Annotated in this window: 10 protein-coding genes and 2 pseudogenes; all 12 read left to right on the top strand. The window is 35.6% G+C overall.

Features of this window, described 5'->3' with window-relative positions; all coding sequences use genetic code 11:
- Nucleotides 1-2: 2 nt before the first annotated feature.
- The 12 genes and pseudogenes from PCY06_RS04815 (at nucleotide 3) to msr(D) (ending at nucleotide 14,982) form a co-directional block, all read left to right on the top strand.
- On the top strand, nucleotides 3-806 hold the full coding sequence (locus PCY06_RS04815) for an alpha/beta hydrolase (protein ID WP_046165604.1): 804 nt from the start codon (nucleotides 3-5) through the stop codon (nucleotides 804-806).
- A gap of 75 nt (nucleotides 807-881) precedes the next feature.
- Nucleotides 882-1,290: pseudogene (locus tag PCY06_RS04820) on the top strand (MepB family protein).
- Between the two features lie 414 nt (nucleotides 1,291-1,704).
- Complete coding sequence (locus tag PCY06_RS04825) at nucleotides 1,705-2,727, top strand: hypothetical protein (RefSeq protein ID WP_082307647.1); 1,023 nt, start codon at nucleotides 1,705-1,707, stop codon at nucleotides 2,725-2,727.
- Nucleotides 2,714-4,195 (top strand): LA2681 family HEPN domain-containing protein, encoded by a 1,482-nt coding sequence (locus PCY06_RS04830; RefSeq protein WP_105165143.1) that lies wholly within the window; start codon nucleotides 2,714-2,716, stop codon nucleotides 4,193-4,195. Before PCY06_RS04825 ends, PCY06_RS04830 begins: the two co-directional genes overlap by 14 nt.
- 540 nt (nucleotides 4,196-4,735) lie before the next feature.
- The gene (locus tag PCY06_RS04835; RefSeq protein ID WP_000933555.1) at nucleotides 4,736-5,335 is read left to right on the top strand and encodes a hypothetical protein; all 600 of its coding nucleotides are present in this window, start codon (nucleotides 4,736-4,738) and stop codon (nucleotides 5,333-5,335) included.
- 585 nt (nucleotides 5,336-5,920) lie between these two features.
- Nucleotides 5,921-6,740: pseudogene (locus PCY06_RS04840) on the top strand (ZIP family metal transporter).
- 14 nt (nucleotides 6,741-6,754) lie between these two features.
- Nucleotides 6,755-7,132, top strand: coding sequence for a metalloregulator ArsR/SmtB family transcription factor (locus tag PCY06_RS04845; RefSeq protein ID WP_082307645.1), 378 nt, complete (start codon nucleotides 6,755-6,757; stop codon nucleotides 7,130-7,132).
- Nucleotides 7,101-9,188: a heavy metal translocating P-type ATPase gene (locus tag PCY06_RS04850; RefSeq protein ID WP_000712649.1), complete on the top strand. Its 2,088-nt coding sequence runs from the start codon at nucleotides 7,101-7,103 to the stop codon at nucleotides 9,186-9,188. Before PCY06_RS04845 ends, PCY06_RS04850 begins: the two co-directional genes overlap by 32 nt.
- 796 nt (nucleotides 9,189-9,984) lie before the next feature.
- Nucleotides 9,985-10,863, top strand: coding sequence for an aminoglycoside phosphotransferase family protein (locus PCY06_RS04855; RefSeq protein WP_082307644.1), 879 nt, complete (start codon nucleotides 9,985-9,987; stop codon nucleotides 10,861-10,863).
- Nucleotides 10,864-11,625: 762 nt separating this feature from the next.
- Entirely contained in the window at nucleotides 11,626-11,796 is a 171-nt protein-coding gene (locus PCY06_RS04860; RefSeq protein ID WP_000873143.1) for a hypothetical protein, read from the top strand.
- A 385-nt stretch (nucleotides 11,797-12,181) separates the two neighbouring features.
- Entirely contained in the window at nucleotides 12,182-13,399 is a 1,218-nt protein-coding gene (gene mef(A) / locus PCY06_RS04865) for a macrolide efflux MFS transporter Mef(A) (protein WP_000417519.1), read from the top strand.
- A gap of 119 nt (nucleotides 13,400-13,518) precedes the next feature.
- Complete coding sequence (gene msr(D) / locus PCY06_RS04870) at nucleotides 13,519-14,982, top strand: ABC-F type ribosomal protection protein Msr(D) (protein WP_000420313.1); 1,464 nt, start codon at nucleotides 13,519-13,521, stop codon at nucleotides 14,980-14,982.
- Nucleotides 14,983-15,069 lie beyond the last annotated feature (87 nt).

The raw sequence follows: 15,069 nt of genomic DNA on the forward strand, positions 1-15,069 counted from the left end.
GAATGAAGCCTTTTTTGACTCAATTGATTCATCGACTTGCTAAAACCTTTCAAAAATTATTTGATAAGCTGCCTTCCCACCCTATCTCTCATCTACCTGCCAGCAAGGTCGAAATACGCCCCATTATCATGATTCCTGGTAGCTCTGCAACGGAAAATCGCTTTAATCGAATGGTTAAAAAGCTCAACCGCAATCAGCATTCACATCATAGCCTTGTTCGAATCAAAGTCTGGAATGACGGACACATGACTTACCGAGGGCATTTGAAGCGCAAGGACAGAAATCCCATTTTTGTAGTTGGATTTCAAAATAATCGTGATGGTTATGAAAATATCAAAAAACAGGCCGCAATGTTTGACACTGCTTTAACAGTTTTAAGAGAGAAGTATTCTTTTAACAGTTTTAAAGCGCTAGGGCATTCAAACGGTGGTCTAGTTTTTACGGTATTCCTGCAACAATACCTGGCAAACCATTCTGGCTTGGAGATGGAAAAGCTCCTGACTATTGGTAGTCCTTATAATCTGAATAAGAAAAACATCAATCATCGAGTTGAGATGTTAGATGACTTCATATCTAATCAAGAAAATCTACCTAAGAAGTTGCAACATTTGTCAATTATGGGAATCTTTTTCCGAGACGGTGACGGAATTGTCCATAAAAGCAGTGTAGAGGCTGGGAGCTTGATTTACAAAGGAAAGATTGCTTCACACAGAGAAGTAGTCATCGTAGGGAAGGATGCTCATCATTCCTCTCTACCACAAAATGAACAAGTAGTTGATTTGATTAGAGAGTTTTTATTTGGATAATGTTACACTAAAACTGATAATACATTATTTTACATAATTTTATTTCTGTAAAATAATTAGAAAGACAATAAAGTAATGAAAATGATAGACATTCTTCATAGATATTATGGTGCCTTTGATCTGATAAATGAAAAATGAAATGAAGACCATGAAAGTATTTTGATTAAAGCGAAGGATAATCAAGAATACAAAAGATGCCGTTTGGCAAAGAAAACACCTAAAAAAGAAGGATATTTTACAGTCTTTTAGAAAAAAAGACCAAGACAACGAGAATATCCCTTATACAGATGAAGACTTGGGGGATGAACTAGTTATTGTTGTGATAGACGGATGTCATTGAGGTATATTTATCATCCCCAAAGAAAGGAAAGATGGCAATGTGGTTTTATCTTATCCGTCCTGGTGCAGCAATTTAAATAAAACAGCTCAGGCAACACAAAAATGGCAACTAGGTTATTTTCAAAAAATCGAATTAGAAGAATAAGTTTTTAGGTAAAACAAGACAGAATTGAGAAACTACATTCTGTCTTGTTTTTATTATCTGTTTTTGTAATAAGGTTGGACTATAAAAACTAAAAGTTTATTTACAATTGACTTAACAAGAGCTAAACCATTGATATAACTGAATTAGAAGCATAAAGTACATTCTTTAAAAAGTGTACTTTATTTTTATTTTGTACATTATTCTGGGGTGGTATTTTGTATGTTTTCTAGTACATAACATCCTCAAATCTAAGAAATTGATTTGTACATTTTTTACTCAAGTAACAGTAGAAGGAGTGACGGTTCAATTGTACATTTTATTTAAAATATTTATGGCTATATTAATAGTATTTGAAGCATAGATAAAGTAGATACAGTGGTATAATAGTGTCAAAAGACTTTCAGGAGAAATGAGATGAGATCGCATACAGTTATTCTAGGCGCTGGTGCTACTATTGCAGCAATTCCAGATGGTGATAAAAATGGGAAAAGCTCTTCAGTTATGAATGGATTGCTAAAAAAACTTAATTTAGAAGAAATTCTTGCTGGTGTTGAATTACAGACAAAGAGCGAAAATTTGGAAGATATCTATTCAGAATTATTTGAGAGAGAAGAGTGCTCTGAAATAGTTAGAAAGCTAGAAGAAAGACTCTATGATTATTTTGCTTCGTTGGAGTTACCTGATGAACCAACAATTTATGATTTTTTAATATTAAGTTTAACTAATAAAGATTGTATAGCTACGTTTAATTGGGACCCTTTACTTATACAGGCTTATATTCGTTGCTCAAAAATTACTCTGAACTTGCCAAAAATTCTTTGTTTACATGGTAATGTAGCTGTTGGGTTTTGTGAAAAACATATTGAGTTTGGAACAGTAGATTACTATTGCCCAACATGTTATAAAAAATTAAATCCAACAAAATTATTGTATCCCGTAAAAAACAAAGACTATTCTTCCGATGGATACATAAATTGGTGTTGGAAAGCATTAGATTACTTTGTCGATCATTCATATATGTTAACTATTTTTGGATACAGTGCTCCTAAAAGTGATCTAGATGCTGTTAATTTAATGAAAAAAGCATGGGGAAATATTGAAGACCGACCACTTGAAGAAGTTTCTGTAATAGATATTGTAGACGAAGCGACTATGCTAAATACATGGAAAGACTTTATTCATAGCCATCATTATAGGTATTCAAATTCATTTTTTGATTCTTACTTAGCAAAATTTCCAAGAAGAACTTGTGAAACCGTATTTGCAACATTTTCATTAAATGTTCCTTCTGATGGTAGTAGAGGATTTAAAGAGAATTTTAATTGGGACATGATAAAAGAGTTTTTATCTGATATGTTAGTTGAAGAACAGGAAAATAAAGGAAAATCAAATTTAAAATCGAAATATTTAGTTTGGGGTGAAGATGGTAACAAATAATCCAATTAATCATAGTGTACTTAAATTGTCAATGGATTTCGATAATGCTTTTAAACATAAAAATATAGAGGAAATCTATAGACTAATAGAATTTGGAAAAAATATGGAAAACACTATTGATGATATTTCCAAAATTCAATTATTTTATTCTATTGGGACAGCATACGCTGATATATTTGAACTAAGTGATAACTTAGTTTTCAACATAGATACCGATTTTACAGTTCAACAAATTTATTACTTAAGAAAAGCTATAGAAATTTCAAATAACGTTGATATAAATTCTGAGAACAGTAGGTTTGTTTTCCCATTATTATGTTCACTTTACACTAATTACGCAAATTTATTAGATGCTTGTGGTAGAAAGCAGTTAGCTATTAAGATGTATTGTAAATGTATACAAATCAATCCAAGATTCACAATGGCTAGTGGTAACTTGGCTATTTGTCTAGATCATTATCGTAATTTTTTGAATGATAACGAACACCTCCACTTTATTAAAAAAATTAAAAATTTAATAGAAACAAGCATAACTGTTTCAGATCCAAACAGAGTTGATTATGCAGAAAAGCGATTTATTGAACTTTACGAACAATATCTTAATTATAAAGACTTAGATGAATGCTCTTGTAAAACCATCGATTATAATCCTAATTCACAAAAGTATCGCGAATGGTGTTGGAATAACGGGCTGTATCTTAATCCACTTAATGACTTACAAGCTGACGATATAAATAGATATGATGATAATCTTTTACTACCAAGTTTATTATTTCAATCGGATAAAGATTTAAACAAATATATTTCTATGTTTAATCAAATTAAGCAAGAATATGTTTATGCGCGTTATCTCTGTTTTAATAGCATTGAAATTGATTCGGTTCATTATGCTGATGAGAATGTTGATCTTATTGATTGTCTAGAATACGTACAATATTCTATCCGAGTAGAAGGATTAAAAGCAGCTTTTAAAACACTATATTCATTATTAGATAAAGTAGGAATGTTTATAAATGAATATTATTCTTTAAAAATTAAGACTCGACAAGTAAATTTTCATTCAATTTGGAGAACAGATAGCAATTTAGGTAAGTTGTTGGATAAGAATATTGGTCTATCATCTATATTTTGGATATCGAAAGATTTTGATAATGGTAATAATTCTTTGACAGCAAATCCACACTCAAAGCGATTAAAAACTATTAGAAATTATTTAGAGCATAGGTTTACTAATATCACATTGAATTTTTTTGATGGAAGTGTAGATAATAACGAAAGTAGATTGTATCTAACTGAATTTGAATTGCAAGAGTGTACATTAGATTTATTAAATCTTGTAAGAGAAGTTATTTTTTCACTCAAAAATGCAATTCAAATAAGTGAAAATGAAAAACAATCTACTCTAAGCAGTGAAGTTGCTTTAATTCCGATAAATTATGAAGAAGTAGATTCGGAAGATAAATTATAGCATTGAGCATACAATTTATAGTCGTTATAAAAAGCAATAGTCTAAATTCATTTAACTAATCGACTTAACTAGAGCTAAACCATTGATAAAACTGAATTAGAAGGATAAAGTACACTCATTAAGCAGTGTACTTTATTTTTGTTTTGTACATTATTTGTTGATTGCTTAATCAATACTACATCTCTATCAGGCAATTCAGACTCCATTTAGTCCTCTAAAACCCATGTTGAGGCGGTATCACTGCTTGTAAAAGATTAGAAACCTTTGAACGAAAGGGAGAATGAAAAGCGTGAAGGTAGCTTCTCTAATCGAATAGAGGGTAAGAATCAGAGTAATAGTTCAAGTTGGGCTTCTGGATACTATAGTCTGACATGCTATCAATCTATTTCAGAAGCTGGACAAATTGTAGTAACTTTCCTTGAAGGAACTGAGGTAGATTTATAAGAGACTGTTACTGGGAAGTTACAGTCTTTTTAGTGGGTTAATGGTATAATGAGATTATAAATGTGGATATTGTTTAAATTCTCTGGAGGACGCATAATGTTGAATTTAGTAAAAGGTCACCAAGTTAGCTTGGTAGAAAACCTGTTTGAATCATTTACAAAGTTAACTGAACATCATTTGATGGCGAATGTACACGCAGAAAAAATATTAGAGGTTTTTCAACACTTTATTGCGATTCATGATGAGCCCTTGTTTTTTATTTTGGAATTGCCTGTCAGTATTGATAGAGAAAAAGTGATAGAAAAGAATATTATCAAGGAATCTCATAAGGATGTTTATTATATTGATGGTTGTTCAAGAGAGGAATGCCTAGCACTGTTGATTAGATACGGTGATTTACTTGTTAATGATGGACTAAGTAAGTTTGGATTTGGTGGGCATAAAAGTCATGATGAGATCATGCTTGATAGCTATAATGTTGTGACAATTTATAGTAAAGAACTATCGAAATTTAATGACTTTTTTGAACCTCATAATATTCAATTTGTAGAAGAACTAGTGACAGCTTGGGGAACTTTTTCTAAGACTTCACCAGGAATCTCTGAAATCTATGAAAGTAATGGAAAAACTGTTTATGATTTGCCTGTAGAATTAGCTGAATGGGGAATATACTTAGTTGAAACTCGAACCGAATAGGCATAACTATAGGTTAGAAATAGGATATTTCAGTTCCTCTAATACTCCAAATTTAACTTTAGTCAATTTGTAGAAGGAAAAGCAAGATGTAAGCACATATCGAGGTTTTGGGACTACTGGAGAAAAAGATATAGTCTACCGTTTCAGGGTTTACAAAAGGCTTGATATTAAGCCTTTTTTGAATTTTGAGTGAAGTATAAATCTAACAGTCTGAGTTGAGATAGTATTATTGATAGCAGTAATGTCTGAAATTTATTTCCACATACTCAGTGGAGGTTCAAAATGTTCCTGCATGTGAGGTGTCTGTGGGAATAGTTTTGGCCCCCCTTTTTTATTTTCAGATATCACTATGATGGTTTGTGGATCTATTTTTCTTATATGGTAGGATAGGTATCAGAGTGAGTAGAATACCCTATAGGTATGTGTTTGTTTCCATAGACTAGGAGGTAATGGGAATAAACATACCCACCTAGCTATGGGGATTTCTCATAGCTTTTTTACTTTCTTCCTTGACAATTGAGCGAGTGTTCAACTATAATGATAATAGTTGAGTGGTTGTTCAACTGAATCATCGATTATTGAGGTATGAGATGTAATTTTTCTTCTCTATCACCAGTAATGCAAGCTTTATTAGCTGGCTTATTCAACTGGTTTTGTACCCTTATCGGTGCTAGTTTGGTCTTTTTTGTCAAAACCATTCATCAAAAATTCATGGATATGATGATGGGCTTGGCAGCGGGTATTATGACGGCAGCTGCAGTCTGGTCTTTGCTTGTCCTTTCATTTGGCTATAGCCAGTCAATGGCTGCAAACAGATTTTACTGGTTGCCGACGGCTGTTGGTTTTTATTGTCGGGGGCTTAATTATCCGCTTTATTGATTATTTGGTTCCCCACCTGCATTTGAATCAACAGATGAGTGATAAGGAAGGGATTTTGAATCCCCAAAGACCCTTATCAAAGACCATGCTGCTTTATCTGGCGGTAGTGATTCATAATATACCAGAGGGCTTAGCAGTTGGTGTGGCAAATGCCACAACTGGACTTTCCTTTACGTGGATGAGTGCCCTTGGATTAGCCTTGTGAATTGGTATCCAAAATATTCCAGAAGGCTCTGCCTTGTCCTTGCCGCTACGGGCAGAAGGGCGAAGTAGGAAATCAGCTTTCTACTATGGCGCCATGTCAGCGATTGTTGAGCCGATTGCAGTTGTTTTAGGGGCCTATGCTGTTATGTCTATGCCCCAGCTACTATCTTATGCTCTCTCATTTGCGGCAGGAGCCATGATTTATGTTGTAGTGGAAAAACTTGTGCCAGGTGCTCAAGAACACAAGAATACCGATATTGCAACAGGTGAGTTTATGGACGGATTTCTAATTATGATGTTACTTGATACAACTTTAGGATAGGAGGAATACAAAATATGTCACAGTGTTTAACAGCTTGTAATCCAGATTTAATTCAAGGGGTCCATGAGACGGAGTTTGATACCGTTACATTGCTAAATATGTCCAATTTTTTTAAGGCGATTTCTGATCCAACTCGTTTGCGGATTTTACAAGCAGTACGGCAAAAAACAATTTGTGTCGGAGACTTAGCGATTGCGTTACAGATGACCAAATCTGCTATTTCTCACCAACTACGCTATCTGCGGGACTGCCAATTGGTCAAGGGGGAGAAAAAAGGAAGGATGACCTATTATGAACTTGCGGATAATCATGTCGCATCAGTCTTGTCTTTGACACTGAAGCATTTGAAGGAGGAAAAACATGAAGAAAGAGTATGTACTTCGGGGAATTGACTGTGGCAATTGTGCTGCTAAGATTGAACGTGCTGTCAATCAATTGGAGCAGGTAGAATCTGCCACTGTCAATCTGATAGCTCAAAAGCTGACTTTGGAAACAAAAAGCGAAGATGGGATAGATAAGGAAATTATTGACTTAGTAGATGCTATTGAACCTGGAATCGAAGTGATCAGTGAGAAAAAGGAAGAGGCACTTCCAGAAAAACGAGATTGGGCGAAAGAGCTGCTACTTGCTGTTACGATTCTATTTGCCTTCGGCTTTTTCCTGCCAGAGGAGTATTTCTGGATTCGTCTGGTCTATTATCTGACCCTATATATCATTATCGGTCATAAGGTTCTTATCAAGATGGTTCAAAATATTCAACGTGGCAATATTTTTGATGAAAACTTTTTGATGAGTATCGCGACCTTAGGAGCCTTTCTCTTGGGAGAATTTCCAGAGGCAGTAGCCGTCATGCTTTTTTATCAGATTGGGGAGTATTTCCAAGACAAGGCCACCTCTCAATCTCGTCAGTCCATTGCACAATTGATGGATATTCGGTCGGTTAAGGCTTGGAGACTAGAGGGGGGAGAAGCCGTTCAAGTAGACCCTGAAACAGTAAGGGTTGCGGACCATATTTTAGTTAAGCCTGGGGAGAAGGTGCCCCTAGATGGTCTGGTCAGAAAAGGTCGTTCTATTCTGGATACGTCAGCCTTGACAGGAGAATCACTGCCTAGGGAAATTGGCGTTGGTGAGGACATTACAAGTGGTGTGATCAATTTGACTAGTCCATTGGTAATTGAAGTGAGAAAGACTTTTTCGCAATCAACGGTCAACAAAATTTTGGAATTAGTTGAAAATGCAAGCAATAAAAAAGCGGAGACGGAACGGATGATCACACGTTTTTCGCGTGTGTATACACCAGTGGTTGTCGGAATCGCTTTTCTGCTTGCAAGCCTGCCTCCCTTGCTTGGTTTAGGGGAGTGGTCGACTTGGCTTTATCGGGCACTTACCTTTTTAGTCATTTCTTGCCCTTGTGCTCTTGCGGTTTCGGTACCAATGAGTTTCTTTGGCGGGCTAGGGGGAGCATCTAAATTAGGTGTCTTAGTGAAAGGTGGAAATTATTTAGAGGCTCTTGCCAAGTTGGATACGGTCGTATTTGATAAGACGGGGACAATTACAAAAGGTATCTTTGCGGTAGATACCGTTGTCAACGCAGAAGGTATCGAGGATAATATTCTGTACCTCGCTGCCCATTTGGAAAGCTATTCCAATCATCCAATCGCAAACTCGATTCGAACAGCCTATGGACAGGAAGTGGACGAGAATAGGGTGAGTCAGATTACCGAGCTACCAGGGCAGGGCATGTCCGGTAGGATAGATGGCAGACAGCTCTATCTTGGGAATGCTAGATTAATGGAAGTTCAAGGGATTGCTTATCCAGCTATTGACAGCACAGGAACAGTTCTCTATTTGGCAGAGGACAGTCACTTTTTAGGCTATTTCCTTATCACAGACCAAGTGAAGGAGACGAGCATCGAGGCCTTGAAGGATTTACAGGCGGTCGGAATTAAAAAAACGGTTCTCCTTTCAGGTGATCGTCAGGCAGTGGTTGATGAATTTGCACAGCAATTTGCCTTCAATGATGCATTTGGAGATTGCTTGCCTCAGGATAAGGTGAGTACATTTGAGGAAATTCTGACTCAGTCTCAGCAGGCTGTTGCCTTTGTTGGAGATGGAGTGAATGATGCACCGGTTCTTGCTAGGGCAGATGTTGGTATTGCTATGGGAGGGCTAGGTTCGGACGCAGCCATTGAATCAGCAGATGTTGTACTGATGGATGATGACCTTGGAAAACTTCCTCAAGTCATTCGACTGGCTAAAAAGACAGTCAGAATAGCTCGGCAAAACATGACCTTGGCTATTGTAGTTAAACTAATTTTCTTGGTTCTAAGTGGATTGGGAATTTCTAATATGTGGGAGGCAATCTTTGCAGATGTTGGTGTAACGCTACTGGCAGTATGGAATGCATTGAGGACCTTGAGGATAGATACCTCCACTTTGTCAAAGTAAGTGAACAAACAGAGCGATATACAAGTTTTTGTATAATCGCTTTTTTAAACTATGATATGGGCTTTAACGATTTTAACCTAAATCTAGTAACCGTTGAACGTGCATCAATAGAACACACTATGACCATCAACAAGAACTACGTTACTTTCATTAAGGGTATTTTCTGGTAAATTTCAAAAATAAAACCTTGATTTTGCGCCATTTCTTTTTTTCCTTCCCGAAGGCGCGGGAGTACACCCCTTTTGTTAAGGATTTATCCCTTTTTAAATAAAAATAATACAAGTAGGACACTTCTAAAAGTGATCTACTTTTTTTAAATATTTTCATTCTAAAGTTTAATTTTAAACAACAACTCTATCACTTTCGTTATATAATATAGATGTTGACTAACTCCACACGTTGAATGTGTGAGTTTATTGGTAAAAGCGTAGGAACCTTGTAACAGAAGTAAATCTGTGTTTAACTGCGACTAGTAAGTTGCAGTTTTTTATTTTGAATAATGATATAATAGGATAAGAAAAAAATGAAAACGCTATATATTTGAAAGTTGATTAGGAAAGTAGAAAGTATGAAAACAATTGATATGATTATTAAATCATCAACTGAATTTTAGAACGATTTAGTTTATCAACTTTCAGATACGGTGAGACACATTTTAATTTTATTATTAGGGAAAGCAACTAGATAGCGCATTATTAAGATATTTTTACATATAGGAAACTAAAGTGTAGACGAACTGGATGGGTTACTAGTGAAAACTGCAAGAAGTGTTGGAAGGTGAATCGGAGAGTGCTTGATGAATTTTATTAGTAAGATAGCCATAAATAAAGGCTGGTCAGATGATAAAAAATATTGTGTGACAGATCAAAATCAGCAAAAATATTTCTTGCGTGTTTCTGATAAGGAGAAGTTAGATTCTAAAAAATATGAATTTGATATGATGGAGAAAGTAGCTTTTCTTAGAGTTCCTATGTGTAAACCGATTAGCATAGAACTCTGTGATGACGAAGTGCATTCTTTACACGAATGGATAGACGGGAAAGATGCAAGAGAAACCATTTTAACTGTTTCAAAAGAACAACAATACTTTTACGGAGTAGAAGCAGGAAGAATCCTTCAAAAAATTCATTCACTCCCTATTACAGAAGTTCGTGAAGATTGGGAGGTCTTTTATAATCGAAAAATTGATGACAAAATCTCCAAATACAAAGAATGTCCCGTTCAATATGAAAATGGTCAGACCTTTATTGAGTTTTTAAATGCAAATCGAGAATTGTTAAAAGATAGACCTCAGGTTTTCCAACATGGAGATTATCATATCGGGAATTTCATGATTGGTGAAGATGGAGAAATTTATGTCATTGACTTTGATCGATTTGATCTTGGAGATCCTTGGGAGGAATTCAATCGTATTGTATGGTCTGCTCAAGTCTCTCCCTCTTTTGCGTCTGGTATGATAGATGGATATTTTGATTATAAGGTTCCGGATTTATTTTGGAAGCTTCTCGCTATCTATATTCTAAGTAACTTAGTAGGAGCACTTCCCTGGGCTGTACCTTACGGAGTTGAAGAAATAGCAGTAATGCAAAATCAAGCTAAGGAAATTTTAGAATGGTATGATGATATGAAGCAAATCATTCCTAGTTGGTATTTGATTGAGAAAAAAGCTGAATAATAAAAGAGTTGATTAAAGAAGAATTTGGTAGTTGGGACGTTAAAAGTAAAGAGACTCAACAAGTTTACAAGTTAGCAAGTAAATTTTTTAAGTGACAATTATCAGCTATAAAGTTGAAAAATGGTAACTATAAAATAGTTTCATTCTACATTTTAATTTTAAACAACAACTCAGTTACTTTCGTTCTTTAATATAGGAGTATACTAGCACCACATGTTGAGGCGGTAAGTTTGCTAGTCAAGGAGTAAAACGACGAAGATTAGCATTTACTTCCGCCCATGCGATAGCTGTCCGTGATTGACAAGTGCTAGCACGCAGACAGAACGGAGATAGCGAACCGCTGAGTGTGTCGCTCTGCTCGTAAAAGCTTAGAAACCTTTGAACGAAAGGGATAATGAAAGCCTTGATTGCAAGGCTTTTTGCTTTATGGTGGGTAAGTATCAGAGTGAGAAAATTTTTGGAATGAGTAGAAGTGATAGCTAGAAATTATCAGTTTCTATTTCCATTTACCCTGTGGGTACGTGTTTGTTTCCATTGACAAGGAGTTTGTGGGAATAGAAATGTACCCACCTTGTTTGAATCAAGTGAAGTGTAGTTGAAGGAAATCTGTTGAAAGCAATACTTCATTTTACCGAATAAGTAATAATTTAGGCAACTTCAAATCGATTAAAAAAAACTATTTTAAAGGTTAAGAGTAGACAAAAATTGTCCACTCTTTTTTGCAAACTCAATTTATCAATAAATGAAATGAGGGAATGTAAAATGAAATATTTTGAGGTTGAGTTAGAAAATCCTGATGAATTTTTAAAACTACAAACAGAAGATTTTGTGAAAGCTAATCGCTTGCTACTAAGGAAGATAATCCAGAGCGTTACAGTCTATGAAGAAAACTTCGTCATATCCTTTAAATCTGGCATCGAATTGGAAGTATGAGTCTCATTCCATAACTTTTATATTGAACATATCATCTTGTTGTGTTATACTATAAATTGATATAAACAAAGATGTAGGAGGAACCGAAACTATGACAGCCTCAATGCGTTTAAGATAAGCTGGCAATAAAAAAAGCAGAATCTATACCCGATGATAGGCTTTTTTGTTGTGCTTATTTATACGATATTGAGCATTCATTAGTTACGGTGAGGATATTGGTTATTTAACTATACCTTTATTTAACTATGTCTTTAATATGAATGTTTCCAAATTGTATGTATGCAGACCAAAAGCCACATTGTGGGGTTTGGCCTGCATTTTTTATTGCCTAGAATGCTATTCAAAATAGAAATTCAAGCAAAATAATATGCAGGAGATAATATAAATGGAAAAATACAACAATTGGAAACGAAAATTTTATGCAATATGGGCAGGGCAAGCAGTATCATTAATCACTAGTGCCATCCTGCAAATGGCGATTATTTTTTACCTTACAGAAAAAACAGGATCTGCGATGGTCTTGTCTATGGCTTCATTAGTAGGTTTTTTACCCTATGCGATTTTGGGACCTGCCATTGGTGTGCTAGTGGATCGTCATGATAGGAAGAAGATAATGATTGGTGCCGATTTAATTATCGCAGCAGCTGGTGCAGTGCTTGCTATTGTTGCATTCTGTATGGAGCTACCTGTCTGGATGATTATGATAGTATTGTTTATCCGTAGCATTGGAACAGCTTTTCATACCCCAGCACTCAATGCGGTTACACCACTTTTAGTACCAGAAGAACAGCTAACGAAATGCGCAGGCTATAGTCAGTCTTTGCAGTCTATAAGCTATATTGTTAGTCCGGCAGTTGCAGCACTCTTATACTCCGTTTGGGATTTAAATGCTATTATTGCCATCGACGTATTGGGTGCTGTGATTGCATCTATTACGGTAGCAATTGTACGTATACCTAAGCTGGGTAATCAAGTGCAAAGTTTAGAACCAAATTTCATAAGGGAGATGAAAGAAGGAGTTGTGGTTCTGAGACAAAACAAAGGATTGTTTGCCTTATTACTCTTAGGAACACTATATACTTTTGTTTATATGCCAATCAATGCACTATTTCCTTTAATAAGCATGGAACACTTTAATGGAACGCCTGTGCATATTTCTATTACGGAAATTTCCTTTGCATTTGGGATGCTAGCAGGAGGCTTATTATTAGGAAGATTAGGGGGCTTCGAAAAGCATGTATTACTAATAACAAGTTCATTTTTTATAATGGGGACCAGTTTAGCCGTTTCGGGAATACTTCCTCCAAATGGATTTGTAATATTCGTAGTTTGCTGTGCAATAATGGGGCTTTCGGTGCCATTTTATAGCGGTGTGCAAACAGCTCTTTTTCAGGAGAAAATTAAGCCTGAATATTTAGGACGTGTATTTTCTTTGATCGGAAGTATCATGTCACTTGCTATGCCAATTGGGTTAATTCTTTCTGGATTCTTTGCTGATAAAATCGGTGTAAATCATTGGTTTTTACTATCAGGTATTTTAATTATTGGCATTGCTATAGTTTGCCAAATGATAACTGAGGTTAGAAAATTAGATTTAAAATAAACAATATTGGAGGAATATTTATGTATCTTATTTTCATGTAACTCTTCCTGCTAAAATCGCAGGGTTTTCCCTGCATACAAGCAAATGAAAGCATGCGATTATAGACAGGAGGAAATGTTATGGAATTAATATTAAAAGCAAAAGACATTCGTGTGGAATTCAAAGGACGCGATGTTTTAGATATAAATGAATTAGAAGTATATGATTATGACCGTATTGGTTTAGTAGGAGCAAATGGTGCTGGAAAAAGCACTTTACTCAGGGTACTTTTAGGAGAATTAACTCCCCCAGGATGTAAAATGAATCGTCTGGGTGAACTTGCCTATATTCCCCAGTTGGACGAAGTAACTCTGCAGGAGGAAAAAGATTTTGCACTTGTAGGCAAGCTAGGTGTTGAGCAATTAAATATACAGACTATGAGCGGTGGTGAAGAAACAAGGCTTAAAATAGCACAGGCCTTATCGGCACAGGTTCATGGTATTTTAGCGGATGAACCTACGAGCCATTTAGACCGTGAAGGAATTGATTTTCTAATAGGACAGCTAAAATATTTTACAGGTGCACTGTTAGTTATTAGCCATGACCGCTATTTTCTTGATGAAATAGTAGATAAAATATGGGAACTGAAAGATGGCAAAATCACTGAGTATTGGGGAAACTATTCTGATTATCTTCGTCAGAAAGAGGAAGAACGTAAGAGCCAAGCTGCAGAATACGAACAATTTATTGCGGAACGTGCCCGATTGGAAAGGGCTGCGGAGGAAAAGCGAAAACAGGCTCGTAAAATAGAACAGAAGGCAAAAGGTTCTTCAAAGAAAAAAAGTACTGAAGACGGAGGGCGTTTAGCTCATCAAAAATCAATAGGAAGTAAGGAAAAAAAGATGTATAATGCTGCTAAAACCCTAGAGCACAGGATTGCGGCCTTAGGAAAAGTAGAAGCTCCGGAAGGCATTCGCAGAATTCGTTTCAGGCAAAGTAAAGCATTGGAGCTCCATAATCCATACCCTATAGTCGGTGCAGAAATTAATAAAGTATTTGGGGATAAGGCTCTGTTTGAAAATGCATCTTTTCAAATTCCGTTAGGAGCAAAAGTGGCGTTAACTGGTGGTAATGGAATCGGAAAAACAACTTTAATCCAAATGATCTTAAACCATGAAGAAGGAATTTCTATTTCGCCTAAGGCAAAAATAGGTTACTTTGCACAGAATGGTTACAAGTACAACAGTAATCAGAATGTTATGGAGTTTATGCAGAAGGATTGTGACTACAATATATCAGAAATTCGTTCAGTGCTAGCATCTATGGGGTTCAAACAGAACGATATTGGAAAAAGTTTATCTGTTTTAAGCGGTGGAGAAATTATAAAATTGTTGCTTGCTAAAATGCTCATGGGTAGATATAACATCCTAATAATGGATGAACCCAGTAACTTCCTTGACATACCAAGTTTAGAGGCTTTGGAAATACTAATGAAGGAGTACACCGGAACTATCGTGTTTATCACCCACGATAAACGATTACTCGAAAATGTAGCAGATGTAGTTTATGAAATTAGAGATAAGAAAATAAATCTGAAACATTAAATTTAAGGTAGTCGCTGGTCAGTATAGTCTGTTCTGGTTGGCGACTCCATTGTTAAAGAGTATAAAGACTTTAGATTTTATGAATAT

Source organism: Streptococcus sp. SG1 (genome assembly GCF_030439935.1).
Classification (GTDB): domain Bacteria; phylum Bacillota; class Bacilli; order Lactobacillales; family Streptococcaceae; genus Streptococcus; species Streptococcus gordonii.

Coding starts and splice junctions, on each gene's coding strand:
- PCY06_RS04860 (WP_000873143.1), top strand. CDS start 11,626: ATGAAATATTTTGAGGTTGAGTTAGAAAATCCTGATGAATTTTTAAAA.
- PCY06_RS04830 (WP_105165143.1), top strand. CDS start 2,714: ATGGTAACAAATAATCCAATTAATCATAGTGTACTTAAATTGTCAATG.
- PCY06_RS04835 (WP_000933555.1), top strand. CDS start 4,736: ATGTTGAATTTAGTAAAAGGTCACCAAGTTAGCTTGGTAGAAAACCTG.
- PCY06_RS04850 (WP_000712649.1), top strand. CDS start 7,101: ATGAAGAAAGAGTATGTACTTCGGGGAATTGACTGTGGCAATTGTGCT.
- PCY06_RS04815 (WP_046165604.1), top strand. CDS start 3: ATGAAGCCTTTTTTGACTCAATTGATTCATCGACTTGCTAAAACCTTT.
- PCY06_RS04845 (WP_082307645.1), top strand. CDS start 6,755: ATGTCACAGTGTTTAACAGCTTGTAATCCAGATTTAATTCAAGGGGTC.
- PCY06_RS04825 (WP_082307647.1), top strand. CDS start 1,705: ATGAGATCGCATACAGTTATTCTAGGCGCTGGTGCTACTATTGCAGCA.
- PCY06_RS04855 (WP_082307644.1), top strand. CDS start 9,985: ATGAATTTTATTAGTAAGATAGCCATAAATAAAGGCTGGTCAGATGAT.